A 23700-nucleotide genomic window follows, 5' to 3' on the forward strand; every position below is an offset into this window, starting at 1 on the left:
ATATCACACGGATCAGTGTGATATCCCTTGACCACCTTAAGTCTCCAGCCCCAATTTCTTCAACCGGTAACGCAGTGAGCGAAAACTGATACCAAGTTTCTGAGCTGCAGCGGTACGGTTCCAGCGAGTCTTGGTGAGTGCGCTCTCAATTGCTTCTTTTTCAATATTCTGCAGAAATTCATCTAGGGAGTTGTACTGGCTGGGATCAAAGCGATTGTTTTCTTCCGATTGGTTTCTATTTAAGGCTTCACCTTTAGTGCTAGTAGAGGAAGCCTCTCGATCTTGCGATTGCTCATCCTTCTCCAGTAGCAGGTCATCAAGGCAAATTTCCTGATGATCGCATAGGGTAAAGGCGCGTTCGAGGATATTTTCGAGTTGGCGAACATTACCGGGAAAGGGGAAAGCCTGTAGGGCTTGCATGGCATCGGTAGATATGCCAGGGGGTATTGTCCCTGAATTTTGGGCAATACGCTGCATAATGGCATCGACCAATAAAGGTATATCTTCACTGCGCTCGCGTAGAGGGGGTGTGGATATTTCGATTACATTGATGCGGTAATAGAGGTCGTTGCGAAAGCGCCCTTCGGTGACCTCTTTGGCTAGGTCCTTGTGAGTAGCGCTGAGGATACGTACATCGATAGGAGTTTCCTGACTTGCGCCTATAGCCCGAATGCGTTTTTCCTGTATTGTACGCAAAAGCTTGACCTGCATATCCAGGGGTAGGTCGGCAACTTCGTCGAGAAATAGAGTACCGCCCTGAGCACTCTGTAGTAGGCCCGCTTTGTCTTTATGTGCGCCGGTAAAACTGCCTTTTTTATGCCCAAAAAACTCGCTCTCCATAAGGTCAGTGGGAATGGCTCCACAGTTAATGGGTACGAAAGGTTTGTCGGCACGGGCTCCCTGGGAATGAATGGACCGGGCAGCCAGTTCTTTACCTGAGCCCGATTCGCCACTGATATAAACCGGGGCATCACTGCGCGCAACTTTGGCTATCTGTTCGCGCAGCTTGCGCATATTGGGGGCTTCCCCTAAGAGCAGCTGCTTCGCGCTCTTGCTCTGTTGTGGATCTCGCTCCCTATTCACGCGTAGGGCCAGCTGAGCGAGGTTGCGAAGCCGTTCTAAATCGACCGGTTTACTGACAAAGTCAAATGCGCCGAGCTTTAGCGCCTTAATGGCAGTATCCATATTGCCGTGCGCGGTAATCACTGCGATGGGCAAGTCTCGAAGAACACCACTCTGGATATGCTCGACTAGTTGTAGACCATCGCCATCTGGCAGACGCAGGTCGGTCAGGCAAAAATCATAGTGGTTCTCTTTAAGCAGGCGTGTTGCCTCCGCTAAGCTGGCGGCGGTGTGACAGTTCACATCCATGCGCTGCAGAGTGAGTGTGATTAGTTTGCAGATATCCGGTTCGTCATCGACAACCAGGGCCAGAGGTAGCATCAATTCTCTGTCTTTTCTTGTTTTGTGGAGATTGTGGGCAAAGGTGCCGATTCTGATTATGTCAGAAATTCTTTACGAATATTCTCATACATTTTGGGAAATATTCCTGAGCAGAATCAAGTCACATTCTTTTAGTGAGCAAATTCAACTCTAAAGCAACTCATATCATCCTTGCTACGGCAGTGGTAGAGATTGGCCTGATTGGTTTCACAGAGTTCTCGGGCAATATAAAGACCCAGACCACTGCCGCGGCTGCCGGTGGTGAAAAAGGGCTCAAAAATCTTATCTTGGTGTGCCTGTGGAACCCCTGGCCCTTGGTCTTTCACATCCAATTGAGTACAACCGCGCTCAGAATTGTAGTACACACTAATTGAGGCATGTCTCTTGCCGGAGGCCACTTGAGAGTGGTGCAGGGCATTGTCGGTTAAATTGGTGACCACCTGGGCCATTTGTGCCGAGTCAAACCTGGCTTTGAGGGGGTTCTCAGGTAAGTCGAGCTCAACTTGACCTGCCCCAATGGATCCGGCGTTATAGTCTTGGATCAACTGTTGTAGCCAACTACTGATGTCATGTTCCTGCGGATCGCCAGCTTGGCGCCGCGAGAGTTGCATAACATTTTCGACGATCTGATTAACCCGCTGGCTCTGCCTACAGATGATTTCGGTGAGATAGTGATCTTCCTCAGCCAATTGGGAGGACTCAGACAACAGTTGGGCAGCATGGCTGATAGCCGAGAGAGGGTTGCGAATCTCATGAGCGATGGAGGCGGTGAGATGTCCGAGAGAGGCAAGTTTCAATTTCTGTGCAGCTACGGCTAGCTTGCGATTATCTTCTACGAATACCAGTGTACTGTTGCCGCTTTCATGCTCGAGCTTCGCGAAGTTTAGGTGCAGTTCTCTACCATTGCCCCCTTGTAACAGTGAAGTATCGGGTCCTTTAGTATCGCGCCACTGGCGAATCGACTGGAGTAGTGAGCTCCCTGCGAGGCTCTCAGCGTGTAACTGCTCTCCCAAGAGCCGTCGGGCTGCCTGATTTATCAGCTCGGGCTGGCCAGAAGGGCCCATTACCAGTACTCCGGTGCCCATACGCTCAATAATCTGCTGTGCCAGCCGCTGAAGGTGTGCAGCTTGGCGGCTTTGCTGGTCGGCGCGAATATTGGCACTACGAATACGTACAGACAAATACTGTAATGCGCTCACCGTGGCGAATAGCAATAGGCCTAAGCTTCCTGCGGCGACAATATCCTGACTAGTGCCTTTGCCTGAGATCAAATTGTACAACTCTAGGCCGATGACCCCGAGACTTGCCAGCGCCGCGAAGAAGGCACTCATTCGGCGGTCTAAAAGAATAGATCCGATTGAACAATTGATTAGCAATAGATAGCCGAGACCGGAGTTCAAGCCACCACTGGATTCAATTAAAAGAAGGAAAACCAGAATATCGCAGGCCAGAATGATACCAATTTGCCCTGTGCCTACTTGATAGGCCTGCTGGCGTAAAAAAATTAACCAGCCAAAGTTAAGTAGGGAATACACCACGCTTGTATACAAGAAAAGTAGCGGTGCAGTATCTCCAAGGGCGCCGGCTCCTATATCCGAATAGAAAATTCCAAGTAACACTAGGGCGATAGATAGCCGATAAATTGCGCAAATTCGCAATAGCTCATGGTGTTGAAAAGAGGGGGTTGTACTGGTGTCGTTGGCACTACTCAAGGTGGTTTCCCGGTATGTTGTTATGGTGACCGCTGCCGTTAGAGCCCACAGGGGTTACAATGGCGGCCTGTCTTGTCCGAGGTTTAACCATGTCTACTTTGCAGCTAGTGCTGGCACAAATCAATTCTCTCGTAGGAGATATCCCAGGTAACACCGCTCGAGTGATTGAGGTGGCTAACAGGGCCCACCGTGAATTGGGTGCCGATCTGGTCCTTTTTCCCGAGTTGACTTTGTGTGGCTATTCTCCAGAGGATTTACTGCTGCGTCCCAGTATGCAAACTCGCGTTGAGGCTGCACTGGAAGCATTGAAAGCTGTTCAACTGCCCTGTGCAATTCTGATCGGCTATCCCCGTCATCTAAACGGCAAGCTGTTTAATATGGCGGGCCTGATTGCCAACGGAGAGTTGGTGGCGGAGTATGCCAAGCAAAAATTGCCAAACTATCAAGTATTCGATGAGAAACGTTATTTCACCAAAGGTGATCAACCTTGTGTCGTGGATATCAAGGGTATTTCGGTAGGCTTTAGCATTTGCGAGGATATCTGGCATCGGGAACCCATACAGCAGACCGTAGAGGCAGGGGCCAAATTGATTCTGAATATCAATGCCTCTCCCTTTCATCGCGGTAAATCTCTTCAGCGACAGGAGTTGATATCCACTCAGGCACGTGTAGCGGAAACACCAATTGTGTACGTGAATTGGTGTGGTGGTCAGGATGAGCTGGTCTTCGATGGGGGTTCAATGGTTGTGGATGCCGATGGACAGATCTGCGCCAGGGCAGAAGAATTTGCCGAGCAGTTACTGCCCGTATCGGTTTCCCAGCAGAGTGGAAGAGTAACCCTATTACCCGGTGAGGTGGCGCCTCTTATGGGGGATCTGGCATCGGTTTATCAGGCGCTGGTACTGGGAGTACGCGATTATGTTAATAAAAATGGTTTTAACGGTGTGGTACTGGGACTCTCAGGTGGCATTGACTCGGCTTTGACCCTGGCGATTGCCGTGGATGCACTGGGCAAAGATCGGGTGGAAGCAGTGATGATGCCTTTCCATTACACTTCAGATCTGAGTAAGACCGATGCCGCCGATCAGGCACAGCGCCTTGGCGTCGATTACCGGGAAATTGGAATCGAGCCCGTTTTCGATGCCTTCATGGGGGCATTGGCGGAAGAATTTGCTGGTAGTGCGAGAGATACCACCGAGGAAAATCTGCAGGCGCGAACTCGCGGAGTATTGCTGATGGCGATCTCCAATAAGAAGGGGGCCATGGTACTGACCACCGGTAATAAGAGTGAAATGGCAGTCGGTTATGCGACTCTTTACGGAGATATGGTTGGGGGCTTCAACGCGCTAAAAGATGTGCCCAAGGTACTGGTGTTTGAATTGGCGCGCTATCGAAATACGGTCTCGGAAGTCATTCCTGAAACTGTTATCACACGACCGCCAAGTGCTGAGTTGGCCCCAGATCAGGCGGATACCGACAGTCTGCCTCCCTACGAAGTGTTGGATGAGATTCTGAATCTCTACGTCGACAGAGACTTCAGTGCCGAGCAAATTGTTAAGCAGGGATTTGAGCGCAGCATTGTTGAGCGTGTGGTGCGCCTGGTATCACGCAATGAGTACAAGCGTCGCCAGGCTGCCGTGGGTGTGCGGATTTCAGAGCGGGGTTTTGGCCGAGATCGGCGCTACCCGATAACCAATGGTTGGAAGGCTGGCGAGTAAGCTGGACTAGAACATAAAACGGCGCCGAAAGGCGCCGTTTTATGTTCAGCAAGGGGTGTTACATCAGCTCCGGAGGGAGAGGGGCTTCATTGCGGTTGTACTCGGGGTTATACAGCTCGCGGCTATCGAAACCTTCGGGATCAGACTTTTCAAACAACCCGAGGGTAACACGGTGTACCAGGCTGCGGCCGCTGGCGCCTTTGAAGAAGTCATAGTTGAAGGTGCCATCTTCATTGAACGCTGGATGCTTGGGATAGTTGTTGCGCAGCACGCTCAGGGCGTTGGCTTCCAGCTCCGGCATCTCCATCATGTGGTAGCCCTGTACCATCACTGCGAGTGCATCGGGTACGGCCGGAGTCTGCTGGAAGTTTTCCACAACATAGCGGCCACGGTTGGCGGCGGCGAGGTAGGCGCCGCGCTTGAAGTAGTAGTTGGCCACATGGATCTCATAGCGAGCCAGCAGGTTACGCAGGTGAATCATGCGTTTCTGCGCATCTGCAGCGTAGCGGCTTTCCGGATAGCGGGCCATCAACTGAGAGAAGTAGGCGAAGGATTCGCGAGCAGCGCCTGGATCTCGGTTGGTGAGGTCGGTAGGCATAAAGCGCTCAAACAGGCCGGCGCCCTCGGTGAAGGAGGATAGTCCCTTCATGTAGTAGGCGTAATCGACGTTGCGGTGTTGCGGATGCAACCGGATAAAACGGTCCGCTGCGGCGATGGCGGCATCGTTTTCATAGTTGCGGTAATAGGCGTAGATCAGCTCCAGCTGGGCCTGTTCTGCATAGTTGCCGAAGGGGAAGTTGTCTTCCAGGGCGCGCAGGTTCTTGATCGCCAGATCCCACTGGCTAGTGCGAAGTTGCCGCTGGGCAGCCTCGTAGAAGGCTTGTTCAGTGCGGTTGCCAGTGGGCAGGCCCTCTTCTGAGTCATCGGTGTTGGCACAGGCAACCAATAATACCGACACCAAGGCCAGCGACAGCATTTTCCAGGCTTGCATAGCCCCTCGCTCTATCATTCTCACACTCTACCTTATTAAACTATCCGCCAAGATTAATCTGGCGCTCCAGACATTTAAACACAGTCCCGGAGCTGCCCAAAGTATTTGCAATTGTTTGATGAATGACCACCTAAAACTCGATATTGAAGTTCCGGCCAGTATGGCTGGTCGAAGATTAGACCAGGCAGCAGCCGAATTAATTCCCGATTACTCCCGCGCTCGCCTGCAATCCTGGATCAAAGGCGGCCAGCTCACCTTGAATGGTGCTGTTGCCAAGCCTAAGGATAAGCTATTTGGCGGTGAGCAGCTCAGTCTACGCGCGGAATTGGAGGCTCAGGGAAGCTGGAGCGCCCAGGCCCTGGACCTGACTATTGTCTATGAAGACGATAGTCTCATTGTGATCAATAAGCCTGCAGGCTTAGTGGTTCACCCGGCTGCGGGTAATCCTGATGGCACTTTGCTAAACGGCTTGCTGCACCACTGCCCAAATCAGGAGATGATTCCCCGTGCTGGCATTGTGCACCGCTTGGACAAGGATACCAGTGGCCTGATGGTTGTCGCCAAGACTTTACCGGCACAGGTACACCTTGTAGACCAATTGAAGAAGCGGACGGTCAGTCGGCAGTATGACGCTTTAGTACAAGGCTTTATCACCGGCCCCGGTCGCGTTGACGCACCTATCGGTCGGCATCGCCAGAATCGACTGAAAATGGCGGTACTCGATTTTGGTGGTAAAGAAGCCATCACGCATTATCAAGTGCAGCAGCGTTTCCGTGCCCACACCCTGTTGCGCTGCAAGCTGGAAACCGGGCGTACCCACCAGATTCGAGTACATATGGCCCATATTCGTCATGCATTGGTCGGCGACCCGCTTTATGGTGGTAGGCCTAAATTGCCCGCCGAGGCTAACAGGGAGCTGGTTGAGGCACTACAGGGGTTTTCCCGTCAGGCCCTACACGCTGCAGAGTTGGCCCTGGTTCACCCGCGCACCGGGGAAAATATGCACTGGTGTGCTCCTATGCCAACGGATATGCTTCAGTTACTCGAGCTCCTCAATAGGGATCGGAGTGAGTGAAATCTGTGACTATATCTTCACTTGAGGTGGAGTGTGCAGTCACGGCCCGCTCCGCAACATCGATATAAAGCAGAAAAACTATGTCCCTCGATCATTACCTAACTCCCTCTTGGCCGGCGCCAGCCAGGGTGCGTGCCGTCACTACCTTGCGCAATGGCGGTGTTAGCACCGGAGCTTTTAGCAGCTTCAATCTCGGCGCCCATGTGGGGGATGAGGAGCCTGCAGTAATGGCCAATCGGCAGCAGTTGTCGGAGGAATTGAAGCTGCCGGCGGTGCCTCAGTGGCTGGAGCAGATTCATAGTGACAAGGTCATTGAGGCACAGAGCGATGGGCTTGTGCGTACCGCTGATGCCAGCTTTAACCTTGGCGGTGGCACTGCTTGCGCGGTTCTCACAGCCGACTGTCTGCCGGTGCTTATCTGCGACAAGACGGGCACCAGGGTAGCTGCAGCACATGGGGGGTGGCGCGGTTTGGCCGAGGGCATTTTGCGTAACACGGTTACTGCGCTTGATTGCGACCCAAAAGAATTACTAGTCTGGCTGGGGCCTGCGATTGGCCCCGAAGCTTTTGAAACGGGCGTCGATGTGTTAGAAGCCTTTTTCGAGCATGCGCAAAGTGGCACGCATACCGAGGCGATTGCTCAGTGTTTTCGTCCCCACAGTAAGAAACCTCTGCACTTTCTTGCTGATATCTATGCCCTGGCGCGAGCTGAATTGGCTGAACTTGGCATAGAAAATATTTATGGGGGAGAATATTGTACAGTGAATGAAGCCGAACGTTTTTTTTCTTACCGCAGGGAAAGAACTACCGGACGAATGGCTTCATTAATCTGGTTGGCGGATGATGAAAGCTGAGAACACAGTAAAGGAAGGCGAGTGATTTTTGCTGTGCTTTCTATGTCTTACGTCGCTTTCGCTTCCTTTGCCTGAGGTGGGGTAAGGCTATGGCAGAGTGAACCACTTTTTCCTTTGATTTCTATTGGGGCCTTACTTGCAAAAATCAAGCTTCAGGTGTGGATTTAAAACTAGATTTAAGAAAAAATATTTTGCGCATTAATGATTTACGTCAGGAATTCCCACCAATTGATTTAAATCATTGAAAACCTTCCTCCCGCCCCTATTTTATTTCCCAACACTACACTGAAGCGTGGCGCCGCTTGGCTGCTATCGACCCAGTACTACACAAAATCCCCGAGTAGGAGAGGTTGCATTCATGCGTATAGACAGAATGACAAACCCGCTGCAGGCAGCTTTTGCCGATGCACAATCTCTGGCCGTTGGCAGAGATCACAACCAAATTTATCCAGAGCACCTATTGCTTGCGCTGCTCAACCAAAATAACGGCAGTGTGCCTGCATTTTTGTCGCAGGCCGGATTTAATCTAAATGGTCTGCGCAATGACCTGGCTAAAAGGCTGGATAACCTGCCAACTATCAGTTCCCCCACTGGGGACGTGGGTATGTCGCAGGAGCTGATGCGCCTGATGAACCTCACGGATAAGAAAGCGCAAAAAAATGGTGATAGTTTTATTTCCAGTGAGACAGTTTTACTCGCTGCGTTTGATTCTGCTGCAGGGGAAATTGCCAAAATACTCAATGCCAATGGCGACTTAAAACAATTAGAGGCAGCGATACAAAAAGTGCGTGGTGATGAAAAAATTGACGATCCCAATGCGGAAGAGGCACGTCAGGCATTGGATAAGTACACCTTGGATCTGACCGAACGCGCGATAGCCGGCAAGCTGGATCCGGTGATTGGTCGCGACGATGAAATTCGTCGTACGATACAGGTATTGCAGCGCCGCACTAAAAACAACCCGGTACTGATCGGTGAACCCGGTGTGGGAAAAACCGCGATTGTCGAGGGGCTCGCTCAGAGAATTGTGAACGGTGAGGTTCCCGAGGGCCTCAAAGACAAGCGTCTGTTGTCATTGGACTTGGGCGCTCTGCTAGCCGGCGCCAAGTTCCGTGGAGAATTTGAAGAGCGCTTAAAAGCTGTTCTCAATGAGCTCTCCAAGCAGGAAGGGCGGATCATTCTGTTTATTGATGAGCTGCATACCATGGTGGGGGCGGGCAAAGCCGAGGGCGCTATGGATGCCGGTAATATGCTTAAACCGGCTCTAGCGCGCGGTGAGTTGCACTGTGTTGGCGCCACAACCCTGGATGAATATCGCCAGTACATCGAGAAAGATGCGGCCCTTGAACGTCGCTTCCAAAAGGTACTGGTGGATGAGCCCACCGAGGAAGATACCATTGCCATATTGCGGGGATTAAAAGAACGCTACGAAGTGCACCACGGCGTGGATATCACCGACTCGGCCATCATTGCTGCCACCAAATTGTCCCAGCGTTATATTACCGATCGTCAGCTGCCGGACAAAGCGATCGACCTGATCGATGAAGCGGCCAGTCGTATCCGCATGGAAATAGATTCCAAGCCGGAATCGATGGATAAACTGGAACGCCGTTTAATCCAACTTAAAATCGAACGCGAGGCAGTCAAAAAAGATAAAGATGACGAGGCCACACAAAAGCGGTTAGCCAAGTTGGAGGAGGAAATTCACCAGTTGGAAAAGGAATACTCCGATCTCGAGGAAGTTTGGAAAGCGGAGAAATCCCAGCTTGCGGGTAGCCACGACCTGAAAGAGAAACTGGAACAGGCCAAGTTGGATATGGAATCGGCGCGTCGCGCCGGTGATTTAACCCGAATGTCGGAGCTGCAGTACGGTGTTATCCCACAGCTGGAACAACAGTTGAAGTCTGCTGCAACCCATGAGGCAAGTGAAGAGCCGCGCCTGTTGCGCAATCGGGTAACCGATGAAGAAGTGGCCGAAGTTGTTTCTCGCTGGACAGGTATCCCGGTTTCCAAAATGCTGGAGGGCGAGCGGGAAAAATTACTGCGTATGGAAGACGAGCTTCACAAACGTGTTATAGGCCAGGGTGAAGCGGTGGAAGCTGTCGCCAATGCGGTGCGGCGCTCCCGCGCGGGTCTCGCCGATCCTAATCGCCCCAACGGCTCTTTCCTATTTCTGGGCCCCACCGGGGTTGGTAAAACTGAGCTCTGTAAGGCGCTGGCACAATTTCTCTTCGACACCGAAGATGCCATGGTGCGCATCGATATGTCGGAATTTATGGAAAAGCACTCAGTGGCCCGCCTGATAGGCGCACCTCCGGGGTATGTGGGTTACGAGGAGGGCGGCTATCTGACTGAGGCGGTGCGTCGTAAACCCTACTCAGTGGTGTTGCTCGATGAAGTGGAAAAGGCACATCCGGATGTATTCAATATCCTGCTGCAGGTGCTGGATGATGGTCGCTTGACCGATGGCCAGGGTCGCACCGTGGACTTTCGCAATACTGTTGTAGTGATGACTTCCAACTTGGGGTCGGACCTGATCCAAAAGTTTGCCAGCGCCGAGAGTGGAGATGACTTGGATGCCGAAATTCGTTATCGACAGATGAAAAATGCGGTGATGGAAGTGGTGGGCAATCACTTCCGCCCAGAATTTATTAACCGTATTGATGAGGTAGTGGTATTCCACCCGCTGGATAAGGCAGAAGTGCGCTCCATTGCGGAAATTCAGTTGCGACAATTGTGCCGCCGTCTGAGCGAGCGTGATCTGAAGCTGGAGGTTTCCGAGGGCCTGTTGAATAAGCTTGCTGAGGTGGGCTTTGATCCGGTCTATGGCGCGCGGCCACTGAAAAGGGCAATACAAATCTGGCTGGAAAACCCACTGGCGCAAGATGTGCTCGCAGGTAAATTTACTCCCGGCACCACTATCCACGCGGATGTCGAAGGTGATCGGGCGGTATTCCGCTAGTCGGTATTATTCGTTTGTCTGTCGATGAAACAGGTAGTTATACATCTGTTTCATCGACTCTTAGAGTAGAATATTTCGTTTTCTTCCTCCTTCTTTATCTCGCTCAAAAATTGGGTGCAGGTACCTATCTTTCCACCATTATCGTCACTTCCGTCACTTCCGTCACTTCCGTCCCTTCCATGGCGTTCAAATATCATTTCAGGCTAATCCAATGAGAGTCTAACAATACGCACGGGATTTTCTTTATAAACTAAATCTGGTGGTCTGTTCAGTTGTTGGCTCCCAGAGTCAGACTTCCCGTCTTGTTGATCCGCGGCATTGTTGTGAATGATCGGGGGTAAATTATCAGTAAACGTATGGTGCTAATGCTGCTCGGGTGCCTGGTACTTTTTGGCGGTATTTTTGCGTATAAATTTATTGCCCAGCGCATGGTGAACCAATTTCTGGACAATATGCGTTTGCCGGCTCCTACAGTGACCTCGGCGAAGGCGCAGGTGCAAAATTGGCCAGAGGATTTAAGCGGGGTTGGTACAGTCCGTGCCGTCAATGGTGTTGAGGTTACGACAGAGGCCGAGGGTGTGGTTAGTGCTATCCACTTCAAGTCCGGCCAGTATGTACACAAAGGCGACCTTCTCGTGGAAATATTCGCCGAGCCGGAGAAAGCACAGCTGCAGGTTCTGGATGCTGAGCTGCGTTTGGCAAGGCGCAATTATGCACGAATTAAAACGCTTACCGCGCGTGGTGTGACCACCGAAGCAGAGCTCGATAGTGCACGTAGCACCTTGGATCAGGTAGTGGCCAATATCGAGGTACAGCGCGCCAGGGTGGATCAGCGTAGAGTGCTGGCGCCTTTTAATGGTGTTCTAGGAATACGCCGTATTGATCTTGGGCAGAATGTCAGCCCGGGGGACGCGGTAGTCACTCTTCAACAGCTCACGCCTATCTTTGTCGACTTTTCACTGCCAGAGCAGAAATACTCTCTGGTTAAGGAGGGGATGCCAATCAGCCTGACTACCGATGCTTTTCCCGGTAAAACCTATCTGGGGAGAATTACCGCGGTAGACCCCAGAGTAGATAGGGCCAGCCGCAATTTCCTGATACAGGCTACGCTCGAAAACCCCAAGAAGCACCTGCGTCCAGGTATGTTTGCCCAGGTTTCTGTAAAAATTGAAGCCAGCCGTCGAGTACTTTCGGTCCCCCGAACGGCCCTGTTGTTTGCTCCCTATGGCGTATCGGTCTTTGTGTTGGAAACGGATGCCTCTGATAACAGTGTCACCGCAAACAAGCGTTTTGTTAAAACCGGGGAGGAGCGCGGTGATCTGGTGGAAATTGTAGAAGGATTGCTACAGGGCGATGAGGTGGCCAGCAGCGGCTTGCTCAAATTGCGCAACGGTGAGGCTGCGGTAATCAACAATGAGAACAAGCCGCCAGAGGACCCATCTCCCACTCCTGAAAACAGTTAATTTCTACTGGGTGTTGCGGTGAATTTTACAGAGATATTTATTCGTAAACCGGTATTAGCTTCAGTAGTCAGTTTATTTATTTTTCTACTGGGCTTGCGCTCAATAACTGAATTAAATATTCGCCAGTATCCGGAACTGGAGAATGCAGTTATTACAGTCACTACTGTCTATGTGGGAGCAGACTCCGATCTTGTACAGGGATTTATTACCACGCCGCTTGAACAGGAGATTGCAACGGCAGATGGCATAGATTACATGGTATCTACCAGCGTACAGGGGCTCTCGACCATCAATGCCTATGTGCGATTTGATTACGACCCCAACGAGGTGCTGACTCAAATTGTTGCCAAGGTAAATAAATTGCGCAGCGACTTGCCCGAAGAGTCTGAGGATTCCAGTGTGGAGATGCAGCAGGGGGAAACAACCGCTGCCATGTACCTTTCTTTTTCCTCGGAGATCCTCGCTAACAATCAAATTACCGATTACTTAGTTCGGGTTGTGCAGCCCAAGCTGGCCACTATAGCCGGGGTACAGCGTGCACGTTTGCTTGGGGACAGTACTTTTGCTATGCGTGCCTGGTTGAAGCCTAAAGAAATGGCTGCGTTGGAGGTGACACCTGAAGACGTAGCCAATGCCCTGCGCAATAACAATATCCTTTCTGCAGCGGGGGCTACCAAGGGCTCTAGAGTAGCAATAGAAATACGTGCAGACACGGATATTTCCCGCCAAGTGGATTTTCAAAATCTGGTGGTGCGTGCGAGCGGCGATCAATTGGTAAGACTTAGAGATGTAGCGGATATTGAGTTGGGAGCGGAGACTTACGATAGCTCGGTGACATTTAACGGGCAGTCTGCAACTTTTATTGCTATTGAAGTCGCCCCCAATGCAAACTCCTTGGATGTTATCAAACATGTACGGGAAAAGCTGGAGAGTGAAATTTTTCCCCAGCTACCGGAGGGGATGCAGGGAGAAATTCCCTATGACAGTACTGAGTATATTCAGGACTCTATTTCTGAGGTGGTGCGTACCATTGTCGAGGCAGTGATCATCGTTATCGTGGTCATCTACCTGTTTCTGGGGTCTTTGCGCAGTGTTTTGATTCCTGCCATCGCGCTTCCTCTCTCCCTAGTGGGTGCAATGTTTCTGATGCTGTTGATGGGCTTTTCCATCAACTTGCTAACTCTATTAAGTATGGTGCTGGCTATTGGCATAGTCGTGGATGATGCGATTATCGTTTTGGAAAATGTGCACCGCCATATTGAAGAGGGGCTCACGCCGCGTGAAGCAGCCATTGTAGGGGCTCGAGAACTTGCATGGCCAGTAGTAGCCATGACTACCACTTTGATCGCCGTGTATATTCCTATTGGCTTTCTCGGTGGCCTTACCGGAACTCTGTTTATCGAGTTTGCGTTTTCTCTCGCCGGTGCCGTGCTGCTATCGGGAGTGGTCGCGCTAACACTTTCACCAATGATGGCTTCTAGGATACTGAAGCCGCGTGACGGTGGAGGGACACGCTTGGAGGCCTGGTTAGAGCGGCGCTTTGCGAATTTACAGAAGGGTTTTGAAAAGCGCTTGCACAACGCATTAGAGGAACGCAGCGTTATTTTGCTTTTCGGCTTGATTGTTTTGGTGAGCTGTTATTTTCTTTTTATTACTTCACCGCAGGAGCTGGAGCCTACAGAGGATCGGGGTTTGGTCCTCACTATATCCACAGCAGATGCTTATGCCACACTGGATTATGTTGAGCAATATACAGGGGAGTTGGTGGATATTGCTGATCTCTATACTGAGGTGGAAAATATTTTCTTGCTCAATGGCGCCGGTACTTTTAGCAGTGGTGTCAATAATGCTACGGCGGGTTTTGTATTAGGGCCCTGGGAAAAGCGCAAACGTGACACTGCACAAATGCAGGAACTAATCAGTGAGGATGTGCGCAAAATCGCTGGTCTTAAAGTGGCTGTGGTTGTGCCGCCGAGTTTGCCCACTGCAGGTGGTCAACTGCCGGTGGAATTTGTTATCGGGGCAACAGAGCCAGTGGAGAATCTCGCCGATGTTGCCAGTGAAATCATGGCAAAGGCCTTGCAAAGCAGGAAGTTCATTTTTCTGGACTCCGATCTGAAAATTGATAAGCCTAAGGTCGTTATTGAAATAGACCGAGAGAAGGCTGCGACTATGGGGGTGGATATGGTGAACCTTAGTCGTGACCTGGGGGCAATGCTTTCCGGTGCTTATGTTAATCGCTTTTCACTCGATAATCGTAGTTATAAGGTGATCCCCCAGGTCGAGCGAGTTGATCGCCTGACTCCTGCTCAGTTGAAGCAATATTATATCCGGGCGATTAACGGGGACCTGGTTCCTATTAATACCCTGATTAATCTGCGCCAAATCGTTGAACCACAGCAATTAAAACGCTTCCAGCAACTTAATGCGGTTACGATATCCGGGGTGCCGCGCCCGGGTGTCACCCTAGGTGAAGCGTTGGACGTTTTGGAAAATGCGGCGAGGCAAATACTGCCAGCCGAGTATTCTGTGGACTACTCCGGTCAATCCCGTCAATTCAAAACGGAAGGTTCTGAATTAGTCATAACTTTTTTCTTCGCACTGATAGTAATTTATCTGGTGCTGGCGGCCCAGTTTGAGTCCTGGCGCGACCCTCTCATTATGTTAGTGACTGTCCCAATGAGTGTGTGCGGCGCTATGATCTTTGTAAGCCTGGGTCTAACCACACTTAATATCTACACCCAGGTGGGACTGGTGACTCTAATCGGCGTTATCTCCAAGCATGGAATTCTAATTGTGGAGTTTGCCAATAAATTACAAATGGGGGGAGTGGATAAGCGTACCGCTATAGAGGAGGCTACTTCTATTCGTCTGCGGCCTGTATTGATGACAACGGCATCACTGGTGCTGGCAATGGTGCCACTGTTGATTGCTTCAGGGCCCGGTGGTGGGGCCCGTTTTGCCATGGGGCTGGTCGTCGCCTCGGGTATGACGATTGGCACATTGTTTACCCTTTTTGTGGTGCCTGCCATGTATCTTTATTTGGGGCGGGATTACGAAAAGATAAGGGCACAAGTGCAGGGCAATTAATAGCCTCGTGCATGATACTTTTAAGCGTCGAGGATACCCCTTGTGGTGTTACTACGGCGGAACTCACTGGGAGTAACCCCCTCGTGTTTTTTAAAGAAGCGGGTAAATACCGCGCGCTCGGCAAAGTGCAGCTTTATTGCAATACTCTCGACAGATTCACTGGAGGACAGCAGTAGGCGTTTGGTCAGGGCCAGGGTGACACTGTCTTTTAGCTCCTGAAAAGTAACTCCCTGTTCTTTCAATCTCCTTTGCAGGGTGCGGCCGCTGGTGCGAAAGTGAGCGGCGGCCTGTTTAATGGTGACTTCTTCGCGGAGAATGTGTTTTTCCAGCCATGAGCGCAGGCTCGCGGCTAAGTTGTAACTCGATAGCGTATTGTGTAGGACAGTTTTTAAAACATTTCGGCTCTGGCTACGCAGTAACTTGTGGTAGCTGGGGATAGGAAAATCCAGTGTTTCAGAGCCAAGAATAATGGCGTTGGTATCACAGTCAAATTCTACTGGGCTTTGGAATATACGGGCATAAATAGAATCATCCTCAGGTTTTGGCCTGCGCAACTTAACACCGCATACCTCAGTAAACTGGGGATTCAGCGTACGCAATAATTCTGCGATTCGGGCCATTAACATTTCGGCAAAGAAATGATTTACCGGTTCGCTAAATAATTCTAAGCGCCATTGCAGAGTGAGGACTTCAAATTCTTTTTCTTGTCTTGTTTCGAATCTTAGTAGCGGTGCCAGGGTTTGCGATAAAACAATTTCCGCAGGGCGCAGTATTTCCCGTGGCCGCCGCAGAGAGGGTTGCGCCTCGATAATGGTTTCTTCCAGCCACAAGATAATAGGAAAGCGACTGAAACTGAGTCCCGGCGAAGAAACTGGGGAAAGTGCTACCAGATTTTCAATCAGTGCATTGAACTCGCTGTAACTCAGTCGCTCGTTCTCGCGGGGATTCCAGCTAAATGCGAAAGGCAGCCGCTCAATTAGAGTGCCAATAGGAATACCCAGCCGCGCAGCAGCTGTAACGAAATAGGGTGCAAATATTTTAGGCACGCCGGCATGGCCGGACATATTTTTATTCTGGTCTCTCATGACTCTTTGCCGTCCGGGTGGCGTTAATTCGATCATAGCAAAGGCGTATCAATCTAAGAAAACAATAATGTGAATTATGACGAACCGGTCGCCTCATGTGGCGCACTTGATCATCCTGTGGCGCCATAAATCCTATTGCGGCACCCACCTCAGCAGATAAGTTGCAGGGGTCTGCAGTGTGTTGCGAAACGGATACCTCGAGACTCTGCGGTCAGTAAATATCCACTTATAAAATTATAAAGGTCAATAACCATGACACTGTCTAAACGACTGGGCGCAGGCCTGTCTGTTTTTTTTGCTGCGATGGTAGGCACTTCTGCAGCGGTAGCGGAGAACTGCTACATCCTGGTCCATGGACATGGAGTCGAGGGGCATACAACCAGTACAGCGAGCGATGGGAGTTTAGTGCAACCGGCACTGGACTATTGGAGCGAAACCTATTTCGATGAATATAAAAACAGCAGTTTTATCGACCAGCTGCTAATCAGCGGCGGTAATTACGGAGTAGTGGGGTACAACTCTACCGATGAGGGTGAGCTGCCCTACTGGCACGATAAAACCTCCGGTGAAATTGCACGGCAAATTATTCAGATCCGCAGTGGAGCCGGAGACAGGTTCGAACACGAAAACCAGTGTTCTGCCGATGATACCTTCTGGATTATTTCCCACAGCCAGGGCGCTGCGCAGATGATGTATATCGCTGGCAACGCTGTTGAAGGATCACCTTACTACAACCGTGCTTACAATCAGTACGACACAGATACTGAAGTACAGGATGTTAAAAAGTGCTCGACAACTTGGTGGGGCAGCAAGAGCTGTAAAACCGTTTCTGAGGAAGTGCAGGTTGCCAGCCTGAGTGATACCAACGCGGTTACTGTGGATTTTGATAGTGCGATTAGCGGAGTGGCTGCGATCTTCACCACTGGTGGAGCAATCACCGGTACCGAGGGCGTGGATCGTATCTGTAATGGCACTTGGTATGACGAGGTGATCAATGACCTCTTCTTTGGTAGGGAGTGTGCCGCGGTGCGCTATATGCAGACCAACGATATTTATACCGTGCGTAATTACGTGGGCACTAATCTGGGTGCGCCTGTCTACACCATTGGCGGCTACGCGGGCTTTCCCGGTGCAGAAAGCGTTTCCTCGGCACTGCTGAATGGTGAAGATGATGGTTATATTAATCTCGCCTCCCAGATGAACTGCTCTGGTTCCGGTAAACGAAGCCTCTGGTCAAACCTCAAGCAGTACGACACCTTCATGGGTATTGCCTACGGCAGTGCCACCTTCTCCTGTGACAACGACAATAAGGGTACGGCTCGTTCCTACAATCTGGCCAGCATTTATACCGATCACGATGCTCAGCGCAATGGCGGTATTTTGTCTCCGGATTACGATGGCATTCCCGATGGTTTGAATTGTGGGGTTGGTAAAAACAGCGCTGGCCGAATTGCCGCCTGTACTCAGTAATTTTTGCGGGAGCTAGCCCATGTCCGTCAGCAACAATCGCCTCAAGGGGCGCTTAGCCATCCTGGGATCCATTGTCTTTATCGCCGCAGCCGTGGCTTATTGGTTCGCTGGTGAGGGTGGGGAAGTATCCACAGCGGTTGTTGCCAAGGCGGAAGCTGGCGGGCTCCATGCCCCACAGCCACAGAGGGCCGAGCTTCAAGAGGTAGCGCTGGTTGAAGAGAAACCGGTCGAGGATAAATCTGTTCAGGTTTGGCAGGAGATCCAGGCGCGGCCGGTCAAGACCGAATTGCACCAGTCACTGCTCTCTGATCTGGCAAAATTTCACCGCTATCCACCGGAAAATCGCGCGATCAAGAGCGCTTCGCAGGATCCGATTTCCCAGACCCATGCCCCAGACCAGCGCACTACCTACAGTGACAATGGGGACACCTTGACCCTGTGGACTGATCAGAAGTTCTATCTGTATGGTGATACCGTGCGTGTCTTCGCCTTTCAGACTGATAGCGATGGTGCCAAGGTACCAGCGGACCTGACCGCCCTGATGGTGTTGGATGACCAACATGTGCTGGGTTCACTGACCTTTGAAGATGGCAACGGGGACTTGGTTTACGAGGCGGAGATAGAGGCGGGAGCTTACCAAGGGCAGTCGCTGCCAACGGGTATTTATAAGATTATCGTGGATACGGATATCGATGGCCTGCGCGACGCAGCGGCATTTACACTGTCAGAGGATACGGGCAGCTATACCGGCAACTTGCGGGACTCGCTTACCGGTGAGGGTAATTTACTAGTGGAAGCCGAAGTGGAAATATTGCAACAGGGCCGTTTTTACTTCCGTGGTTCCCTCTACAACGATGAGCAGACGCCCATTGGTAGCACCCAATATGCGGTTGAGCTTTCTCCAGGGCGCCACTGGATCCCCTTCGAATTTTACGGTCTGATGATCCGCGATGCCGATCAGGATGGCCCCTATCTGGTTAAGCAGCTGAGTATTGCGCGGGTGACGGTGCCCAGGGCAGATAGGCTGTTTGAACCCGGCTATTACACCGAGCGTTACAGCCTGGAGCAGTTTAACGAAACGCCTTATAAAGAGCTTTAAAAGCTAGGGCTTAGCAGTTATCGCGAATACTCTGTTTTTCCTTGGTAATGCGTTCCTGGCGTTCATCTTCTCCCAGCATACGGTGATTACCCTCTTCGTCGATTTCACGTACCCGAGCGTGGGTAGTCAGGGCTTTTAGGTTTTTCTGGGAGGACTCACAGCGTTGTGCGCGTGCAGCTGCTTGGGCGCGGGCTACTTGCTCATCCACTTTTGAGGGGCCTTGAGCTTCTTGTTTTGTGGTATTTTTTCTCTCGGGAGTGGGCTTGGCAGCCACTTGTTTGGCTTTTTCTGCAGCTATCGCAGCCTGTTGTTCCGCTTCCCATTGTTTGTAGCGCTCCGACTTCGGCTTCTTTATAACTTCAACTTCAGTGCTACTGGGTGGCTGCTCCCCAAAGTGCACTACGCCGTTCTCATCCACCCACTTGTAGATGCCGTTGGCTTGAGCGGCCAGTGCCAGGCCGGAGAATAGCATTGCGAGTGCGATGCGCATCGGATTACCCCTCATCGTTGTATCTTTCCTTACCCGACATATTGTACCGGTAACGGTGGACTTTCCTGTAACTCTCTTAACACTTTCAGTCATGTCTATTGACAGTCAATGTTGGATTGGCAAAATCGACTGTTTCCTCGGCGAGTAGTCGTCTCCGCACACCCGCGGCCAGGACACTAGCACAGGTGGACCACCCCTCCGCCGCAATTCCGCCGAGAGGCTCTCCCTACCCCTGGAGGCCTGCTAGCCTGCAATTCGGACACCGCCGTGTCGGTTTCAGGCTGGGTGTTTTACTGCGCGCGATGATCTCATCCTAAAAATCGGCATGTAAACACGCAACAGGCTGATATCTGTCATCATTTTCCTTTACAATTGCCGTTCAACATTCTTGTTGTTCGTTCGGTTAGCGGTTCTTTGGTGATGGCTATCCTACCAACTAGGTGAATTGAGGAGACTCAAGTGGAATTACTTTCCGGCGGCGATATGTTGGTTCGCGCGCTGCAGGATGAAGGGGTAGATCTGATTTTTGGCTACCCGGGCGGTTCGGCACTGCATATCTATGACGCCATCTTTAGGCAGAAGTCCATCAAACACATTTTGGTGCGGCATGAACAGGGTGCTACTCACGCTGCAGACGGCTATGCCCGCTCAACAGGCAAGGCGGGTGTTGTACTTGTGACCTCGGGTCCAGGGGCCACGAATGCGATTACCGGAATTGCTACCGCCTATATGGATTCGATTCCTATGGTGGTGATTTCGGGTCAGGTGCCCAGCGATAAGATCGGTGAAGATGCCTTTCAGGAAACCGATATGGTTGGTTGCTCGCGGCCAATCGTAAAGCACAGTTTCCTAGTGAAGAACGCCGAGGATATTCCCGAGATCGTTAAGAAAGCTTTCTATATAGCCACGACTGGTCGCCCTGGCCCTGTGGTGATTGATGTACCCAAGGATGTAACCAACCCCGCCGAGCGCTTTCCCTATCGCTACCCGGATAAGCTGCGCATGCGCTCCTATACTCCGGCGGGCAAGGGCCACAGCGGACAAATACGCAAGGCGGTGGCGTTGTTGCTATCGGCGCGGCGACCGGTAATTTACGCTGGTGGTGGTGTGGTTCAGGGGGATGGCTCCGAACTGCTCACCGAGTTGGCTCGCCATTTGAATTATCCCGTGACTAATACCTTGATGGGACTCGGCGCTTTTCCCGGTAGCGATAAACGTTTTCTCGGTATGCTCGGTATGCATGGCACCTTCGAGGCTAATACCGCTATGCATCATGCAGATGTCATTCTGGCGGTGGGAGCGCGTTTCGATGACCGCGTTACCAATACACCCAGCAAATTTTGTCCGGGAGCCAAGATTATTCATGTTGATGTGGACCCGGCTTCTATTTCCAAAACCATCGTCGCCGATATTCCCATCGTTGGTACTGTGCAGTCAGTACTGGCTGATATGCTGGAAGCCTTTAAATCCAGTGAGGAACAGCCGGACCAGTCAGCAATCGTTGACTGGTGGCGTCAGATAGACGACTGGCGTGAACGTCACGGCCTCTATACCGCTCCGCGATACAAAACTGACGGCGCCCTGATCATGCCGCAGGAAGTCATTCGTGCGGTTTACGATATCACCGAGGGCGATGCTTTCGTGACCTCTGATGTTGGACAACACCAGATGTTTGCCGCCCAGTATTACCACTTCGACAAGCCGCGCCGTTGGATTAACTCAGGCGGGCTCGGCACCATGGGTTTTGGTCTGCCTTCTGCCCTGGGGGTGAAGATTGCCCATCCAGATAAAGAAGTTGTCTGTGTGACCGGTGAGGGCAGTATCCAGATGTGTATTCAGGAATTGTCCACTGCTACTCAATACCATCTGCCGGTTAAGATTCTGTGTCTCAATAACCAGGCACTAGGCATGGTGAAGCAGTGGCAGGAAATGCAGTACGAAGGGCGCCTTTCCAACAGTGTCTACGAAGAGTCCCTGCCGGACTTTGTCAAGCTTGCAGAAGCCTATGGCCACCTGGGTGTGAAGATTGAGCGAAGAGAAGACTTGCATGAAAAACTGCAAGAGGCCTTTGCGCATAAAGACCGCACGGTGTTTATCGATGTCTATGTCGATCCCTCTGAGCATGTCTACCCGATGCAAGTCATGCCGAGTGGCTCCATGCGTGATATGTGGCTGAGCAAAACCGAACGGACATAGGGGTTAGGGAAATGCGGAGAATTATTTCGGTTTTGATGGAGAACGAGCCGGGAGCGCTATCCCGAGTTGTGGGATTGTTTTCCCAGCGCGGCTACAACATTGAGAGCTTGACTGTGGCGCCTACAGAAGACGCTACTTTGTCACGTCTCACCATGGTGACCATAGGTGATGATCACAAGATCGAGCAGATAACAAAAAACCTCAACAAATTAATTGATGTGGTGAAGCTGGTTGACCTTACGGAAGGCTCTCACATTGAGCGGGAATTATTGCTGGTGAAGGTGCGCGCCAATGGAGCCCAGCGCGATGAGGTCAAACGAAGTGTAGATATTTTTCGTGGGCAGATAGTGGATGTTACCAGCAGTATGTACACGGTTCAGGTTGCCGGCACCGGTCAAAAACTCGATGCATTTTTACAGGCATTGGGAGAGCACACCATTATGGAAGTCGTGCGCTCCGGGGTTTCTGGAATCGCCCGCGGTGAAAAAGTATTAAGTGTTTAGATAGCAGGAAATAGGAATTTAGTCATGCAAGTTTATTACGATAAAGATTGTGAACTGTCTTTAATCCGCGGGAAAAATGTTGCGATTATCGGTTACGGTTCTCAGGGGCATGCCCACGCCAATAACCTCAAGGATTCCGGTGTAGAAAATATTGTTGTCGGTTTGCGCAAAGGCTCTGGCTCCTGGAGCAAAGCGGAGAGTGCCGGCCTGCGTGTTGCCGAGGTAGAGAGTGCGGTCAAAGATGCTGATGTGGTAATGATTCTGGCACCGGATGAGTACCAAGCCAATATTTACAAAGAGCAAGTGGCCCCCAATTTAAAATCTGGTGCGGCGCTCGCCTTTGCTCACGGGTTCAATGTGCATTTCGAACTGATTGAGCCGCCGGCAGATATAGATGTCATTATGATTGCGCCAAAAGGTCCCGGGCATACTGTACGCTCCACTTATCTTGAAGGGGGCGGTGTGCCAACTCTGATTGCGGTTTACCAGAATGCTTCCGGCAATGCGAAAGAACTGGCACTTTCCTACGCCAGTGCAAATGGTGGCGGCCGCTCTGGAATTATTGAAACCAATTTCCGTGAGGAGACTGAGACAGATCTTTTTGGAGAGCAGGCTGTATTGTGCGGGGGGGTTTCCGCTCTGGTGACCGCTGGTTTCGAAACTCTGGTTGAGGCCGGTTACGCGCCTGAGATGGCCTATTTCGAGTGCCTGCATGAGCTGAAGTTGATTGTCGACCTGATGTATCAGGGCGGTATTGCTGACATGCGCTATTCTATTTCCAATACTGCAGAGTACGGTGATTATGTCACTGGGCCGCGGATTGTTACCGATGAGACTAAAGCAGAAATGCAGCGCGTTTTGAAGGATATTCAGACCGGGAAATTCGCAAAGGACTTTATGTTGGAATCTCTCGCTGGACAGCCGCGCTTAAAGGCTGAGCGCCGCATTGGTGCAGAACATCAAATTGAGCAGGTGGGTGCCAAGCTTCGTGCCATGATGCCCTGGATCAAAGCGAATAAAATTATTGATCGGACAGAAGGCAACGGTTGATAACTGTTTAACTAAAAAAACGGCGGGATACCCCGCCGTTTTTTTTTGCCCTGTGCCCACACAGGGCAATGGCGTACACTCGCTGGCTGCAAAATGCATTAACGGAGAGTCTATGAGCGTTCAAGGGGATGATAAGCAGCCCGAAGACCCAATTAGTGGTCTGAATGAGGAAATTCGTCTGCCCGTCGACGAGCACATTGAGGAAGAGGTTGCAGAGAATGGCAAAAAGGTGCGCGCGCGCGGTGTCTATCTCTTGCCCAACCTAATCACCACCGGAGCCCTTTTTAGCGGTTTCTACGCAATTATTGCCGGTATGAGCGGAAACTTTGAGGCTGCCGCGATCGCAATTTTTGTGGCTATGGTTTTGGATGGCCTGGATGGGCGGGTTGCACGTCTGACCGACACTCAAAGTGCCTTTGGTGTGCAATATGATTCCCTCTCTGACATGGTTTCTTTTGGCCTTGCTCCAGCTCTGGTAGCTTTTAGCTGGGGGTTGGAT

At 51.2% G+C, this 23700-nt stretch carries 17 protein-coding genes (1 of these 17 only partly in view); 12 read left to right on the top strand and 5 right to left on the bottom strand.

Annotated elements, in window-relative coordinates; translation table 11 throughout:
* Positions 1–36 precede the first annotated feature (36 nt).
* Both MJO52_RS02865 and MJO52_RS02870 read right to left on the bottom strand, forming a co-directional pair.
* A complete protein-coding gene (locus MJO52_RS02865) occupies positions 37–1443 on the bottom strand; it encodes a sigma-54-dependent transcriptional regulator (RefSeq protein ID WP_252084457.1) in 1407 nt (468 codons plus the stop codon).
* Positions 1444–1574: 131 nt separating this feature from the next.
* Positions 1575–3155 (bottom strand): sensor histidine kinase, encoded by a 1581-nt coding sequence (locus MJO52_RS02870; protein ID WP_252084458.1) that lies wholly within the window; start codon positions 3153–3155, stop codon positions 1575–1577.
* 89 nt (positions 3156–3244) lie between these two features.
* Here MJO52_RS02870 and MJO52_RS02875 point away from each other — a divergent pair, with 89 nt between their 5' ends.
* Positions 3245–4873 (top strand): NAD+ synthase, encoded by a 1629-nt coding sequence (locus MJO52_RS02875; protein ID WP_252084459.1) that lies wholly within the window; start codon positions 3245–3247, stop codon positions 4871–4873.
* A gap of 58 nt (positions 4874–4931) precedes the next feature.
* Here the strand turns inward: MJO52_RS02875 and MJO52_RS02880 are convergent, their stop codons facing one another.
* Positions 4932–5864 carry an outer membrane protein assembly factor BamD gene (locus MJO52_RS02880; RefSeq protein ID WP_252084460.1) on the bottom strand — a complete coding sequence of 311 codons (933 nt, stop codon included), beginning with the start codon at positions 5862–5864 and terminating at the stop codon, positions 4932–4934.
* Positions 5865–5982: 118 nt separating this feature from the next.
* Between MJO52_RS02880 and rluD the strand changes: the two genes are divergently transcribed.
* The 5 genes from rluD to MJO52_RS02905 all read left to right on the top strand — a co-directional run bounded on the left by rluD (position 5983) and on the right by MJO52_RS02905 (position 15308).
* Positions 5983–6939, top strand: coding sequence for a 23S rRNA pseudouridine(1911/1915/1917) synthase RluD (gene rluD, locus MJO52_RS02885; RefSeq protein ID WP_252084461.1), 957 nt, complete (start codon positions 5983–5985; stop codon positions 6937–6939).
* A gap of 80 nt (positions 6940–7019) precedes the next feature.
* Positions 7020–7793: a peptidoglycan editing factor PgeF gene (gene pgeF, locus MJO52_RS02890; protein WP_252084462.1), complete on the top strand. Its 774-nt coding sequence runs from the start codon at positions 7020–7022 to the stop codon at positions 7791–7793.
* A gap of 358 nt (positions 7794–8151) precedes the next feature.
* The gene (clpB, locus tag MJO52_RS02895) at positions 8152–10755 is read left to right on the top strand and encodes an ATP-dependent chaperone ClpB (RefSeq protein WP_252084463.1); all 2604 of its coding nucleotides are present in this window, start codon (positions 8152–8154) and stop codon (positions 10753–10755) included.
* Between the two features lie 356 nt (positions 10756–11111).
* Positions 11112–12218 carry an efflux RND transporter periplasmic adaptor subunit gene (locus MJO52_RS02900; protein WP_252084464.1) on the top strand — a complete coding sequence of 369 codons (1107 nt, stop codon included), beginning with the start codon at positions 11112–11114 and terminating at the stop codon, positions 12216–12218.
* Between the two features lie 18 nt (positions 12219–12236).
* The gene (locus MJO52_RS02905; protein ID WP_252084465.1) at positions 12237–15308 is read left to right on the top strand and encodes an efflux RND transporter permease subunit; all 3072 of its coding nucleotides are present in this window, start codon (positions 12237–12239) and stop codon (positions 15306–15308) included.
* Positions 15309–15328: 20 nt separating this feature from the next.
* Here the strand turns inward: MJO52_RS02905 and MJO52_RS02910 are convergent, their stop codons facing one another.
* Positions 15329–16393 carry an AraC family transcriptional regulator gene (locus MJO52_RS02910; protein WP_252084466.1) on the bottom strand — a complete coding sequence of 355 codons (1065 nt, stop codon included), beginning with the start codon at positions 16391–16393 and terminating at the stop codon, positions 15329–15331.
* A gap of 252 nt (positions 16394–16645) precedes the next feature.
* Here MJO52_RS02910 and MJO52_RS02915 point away from each other — a divergent pair, with 252 nt between their 5' ends.
* Together MJO52_RS02915 and MJO52_RS02920 are read left to right on the top strand one after the other, a co-directional pair.
* Positions 16646–17863 carry a hypothetical protein gene (locus tag MJO52_RS02915; RefSeq protein WP_252084467.1) on the top strand — a complete coding sequence of 406 codons (1218 nt, stop codon included), beginning with the start codon at positions 16646–16648 and terminating at the stop codon, positions 17861–17863.
* A 19-nt stretch (positions 17864–17882) separates the two neighbouring features.
* Positions 17883–18962, top strand: coding sequence for a hypothetical protein (locus tag MJO52_RS02920; RefSeq protein WP_252084468.1), 1080 nt, complete (start codon positions 17883–17885; stop codon positions 18960–18962).
* Positions 18963–18972: 10 nt separating this feature from the next.
* Here MJO52_RS02920 and MJO52_RS02925 read toward each other — a convergent pair whose 3' ends face one another.
* Positions 18973–19452, bottom strand: a complete 480-nt coding sequence (locus tag MJO52_RS02925) for a DUF4124 domain-containing protein (protein ID WP_252084469.1) — start codon at positions 19450–19452, stop codon at positions 18973–18975.
* A gap of 459 nt (positions 19453–19911) precedes the next feature.
* Here MJO52_RS02925 and MJO52_RS02930 point away from each other — a divergent pair, with 459 nt between their 5' ends.
* From MJO52_RS02930 to pssA, 4 genes are all read left to right on the top strand, one after another.
* On the top strand, positions 19912–21648 hold the full coding sequence (locus MJO52_RS02930; RefSeq protein ID WP_252084470.1) for an acetolactate synthase 3 large subunit: 1737 nt from the start codon (positions 19912–19914) through the stop codon (positions 21646–21648).
* Positions 21649–21659: 11 nt separating this feature from the next.
* Entirely contained in the window at positions 21660–22151 is a 492-nt protein-coding gene (ilvN, locus tag MJO52_RS02935; protein WP_252084471.1) for an acetolactate synthase small subunit, read from the top strand.
* A gap of 24 nt (positions 22152–22175) precedes the next feature.
* The gene (gene ilvC / locus MJO52_RS02940; RefSeq protein WP_252084472.1) at positions 22176–23201 is read left to right on the top strand and encodes a ketol-acid reductoisomerase; all 1026 of its coding nucleotides are present in this window, start codon (positions 22176–22178) and stop codon (positions 23199–23201) included.
* Positions 23202–23313: 112 nt separating this feature from the next.
* Positions 23314–23700, top strand: partial view of a CDP-diacylglycerol--serine O-phosphatidyltransferase gene (pssA, locus tag MJO52_RS02945; RefSeq protein WP_252084473.1) — the beginning only. Its footprint extends 489 nt past the window's final position; the window shows 387 of its 876 coding nt (coding positions 1–387); the start codon lies at positions 23314–23316; its stop codon lies off the right edge, out of view.

The sequence above is a fragment of the Microbulbifer variabilis genome (assembly GCF_023716485.1).
Lineage (GTDB): Bacteria > Pseudomonadota > Gammaproteobacteria > Pseudomonadales > Cellvibrionaceae > Microbulbifer > Microbulbifer variabilis_B.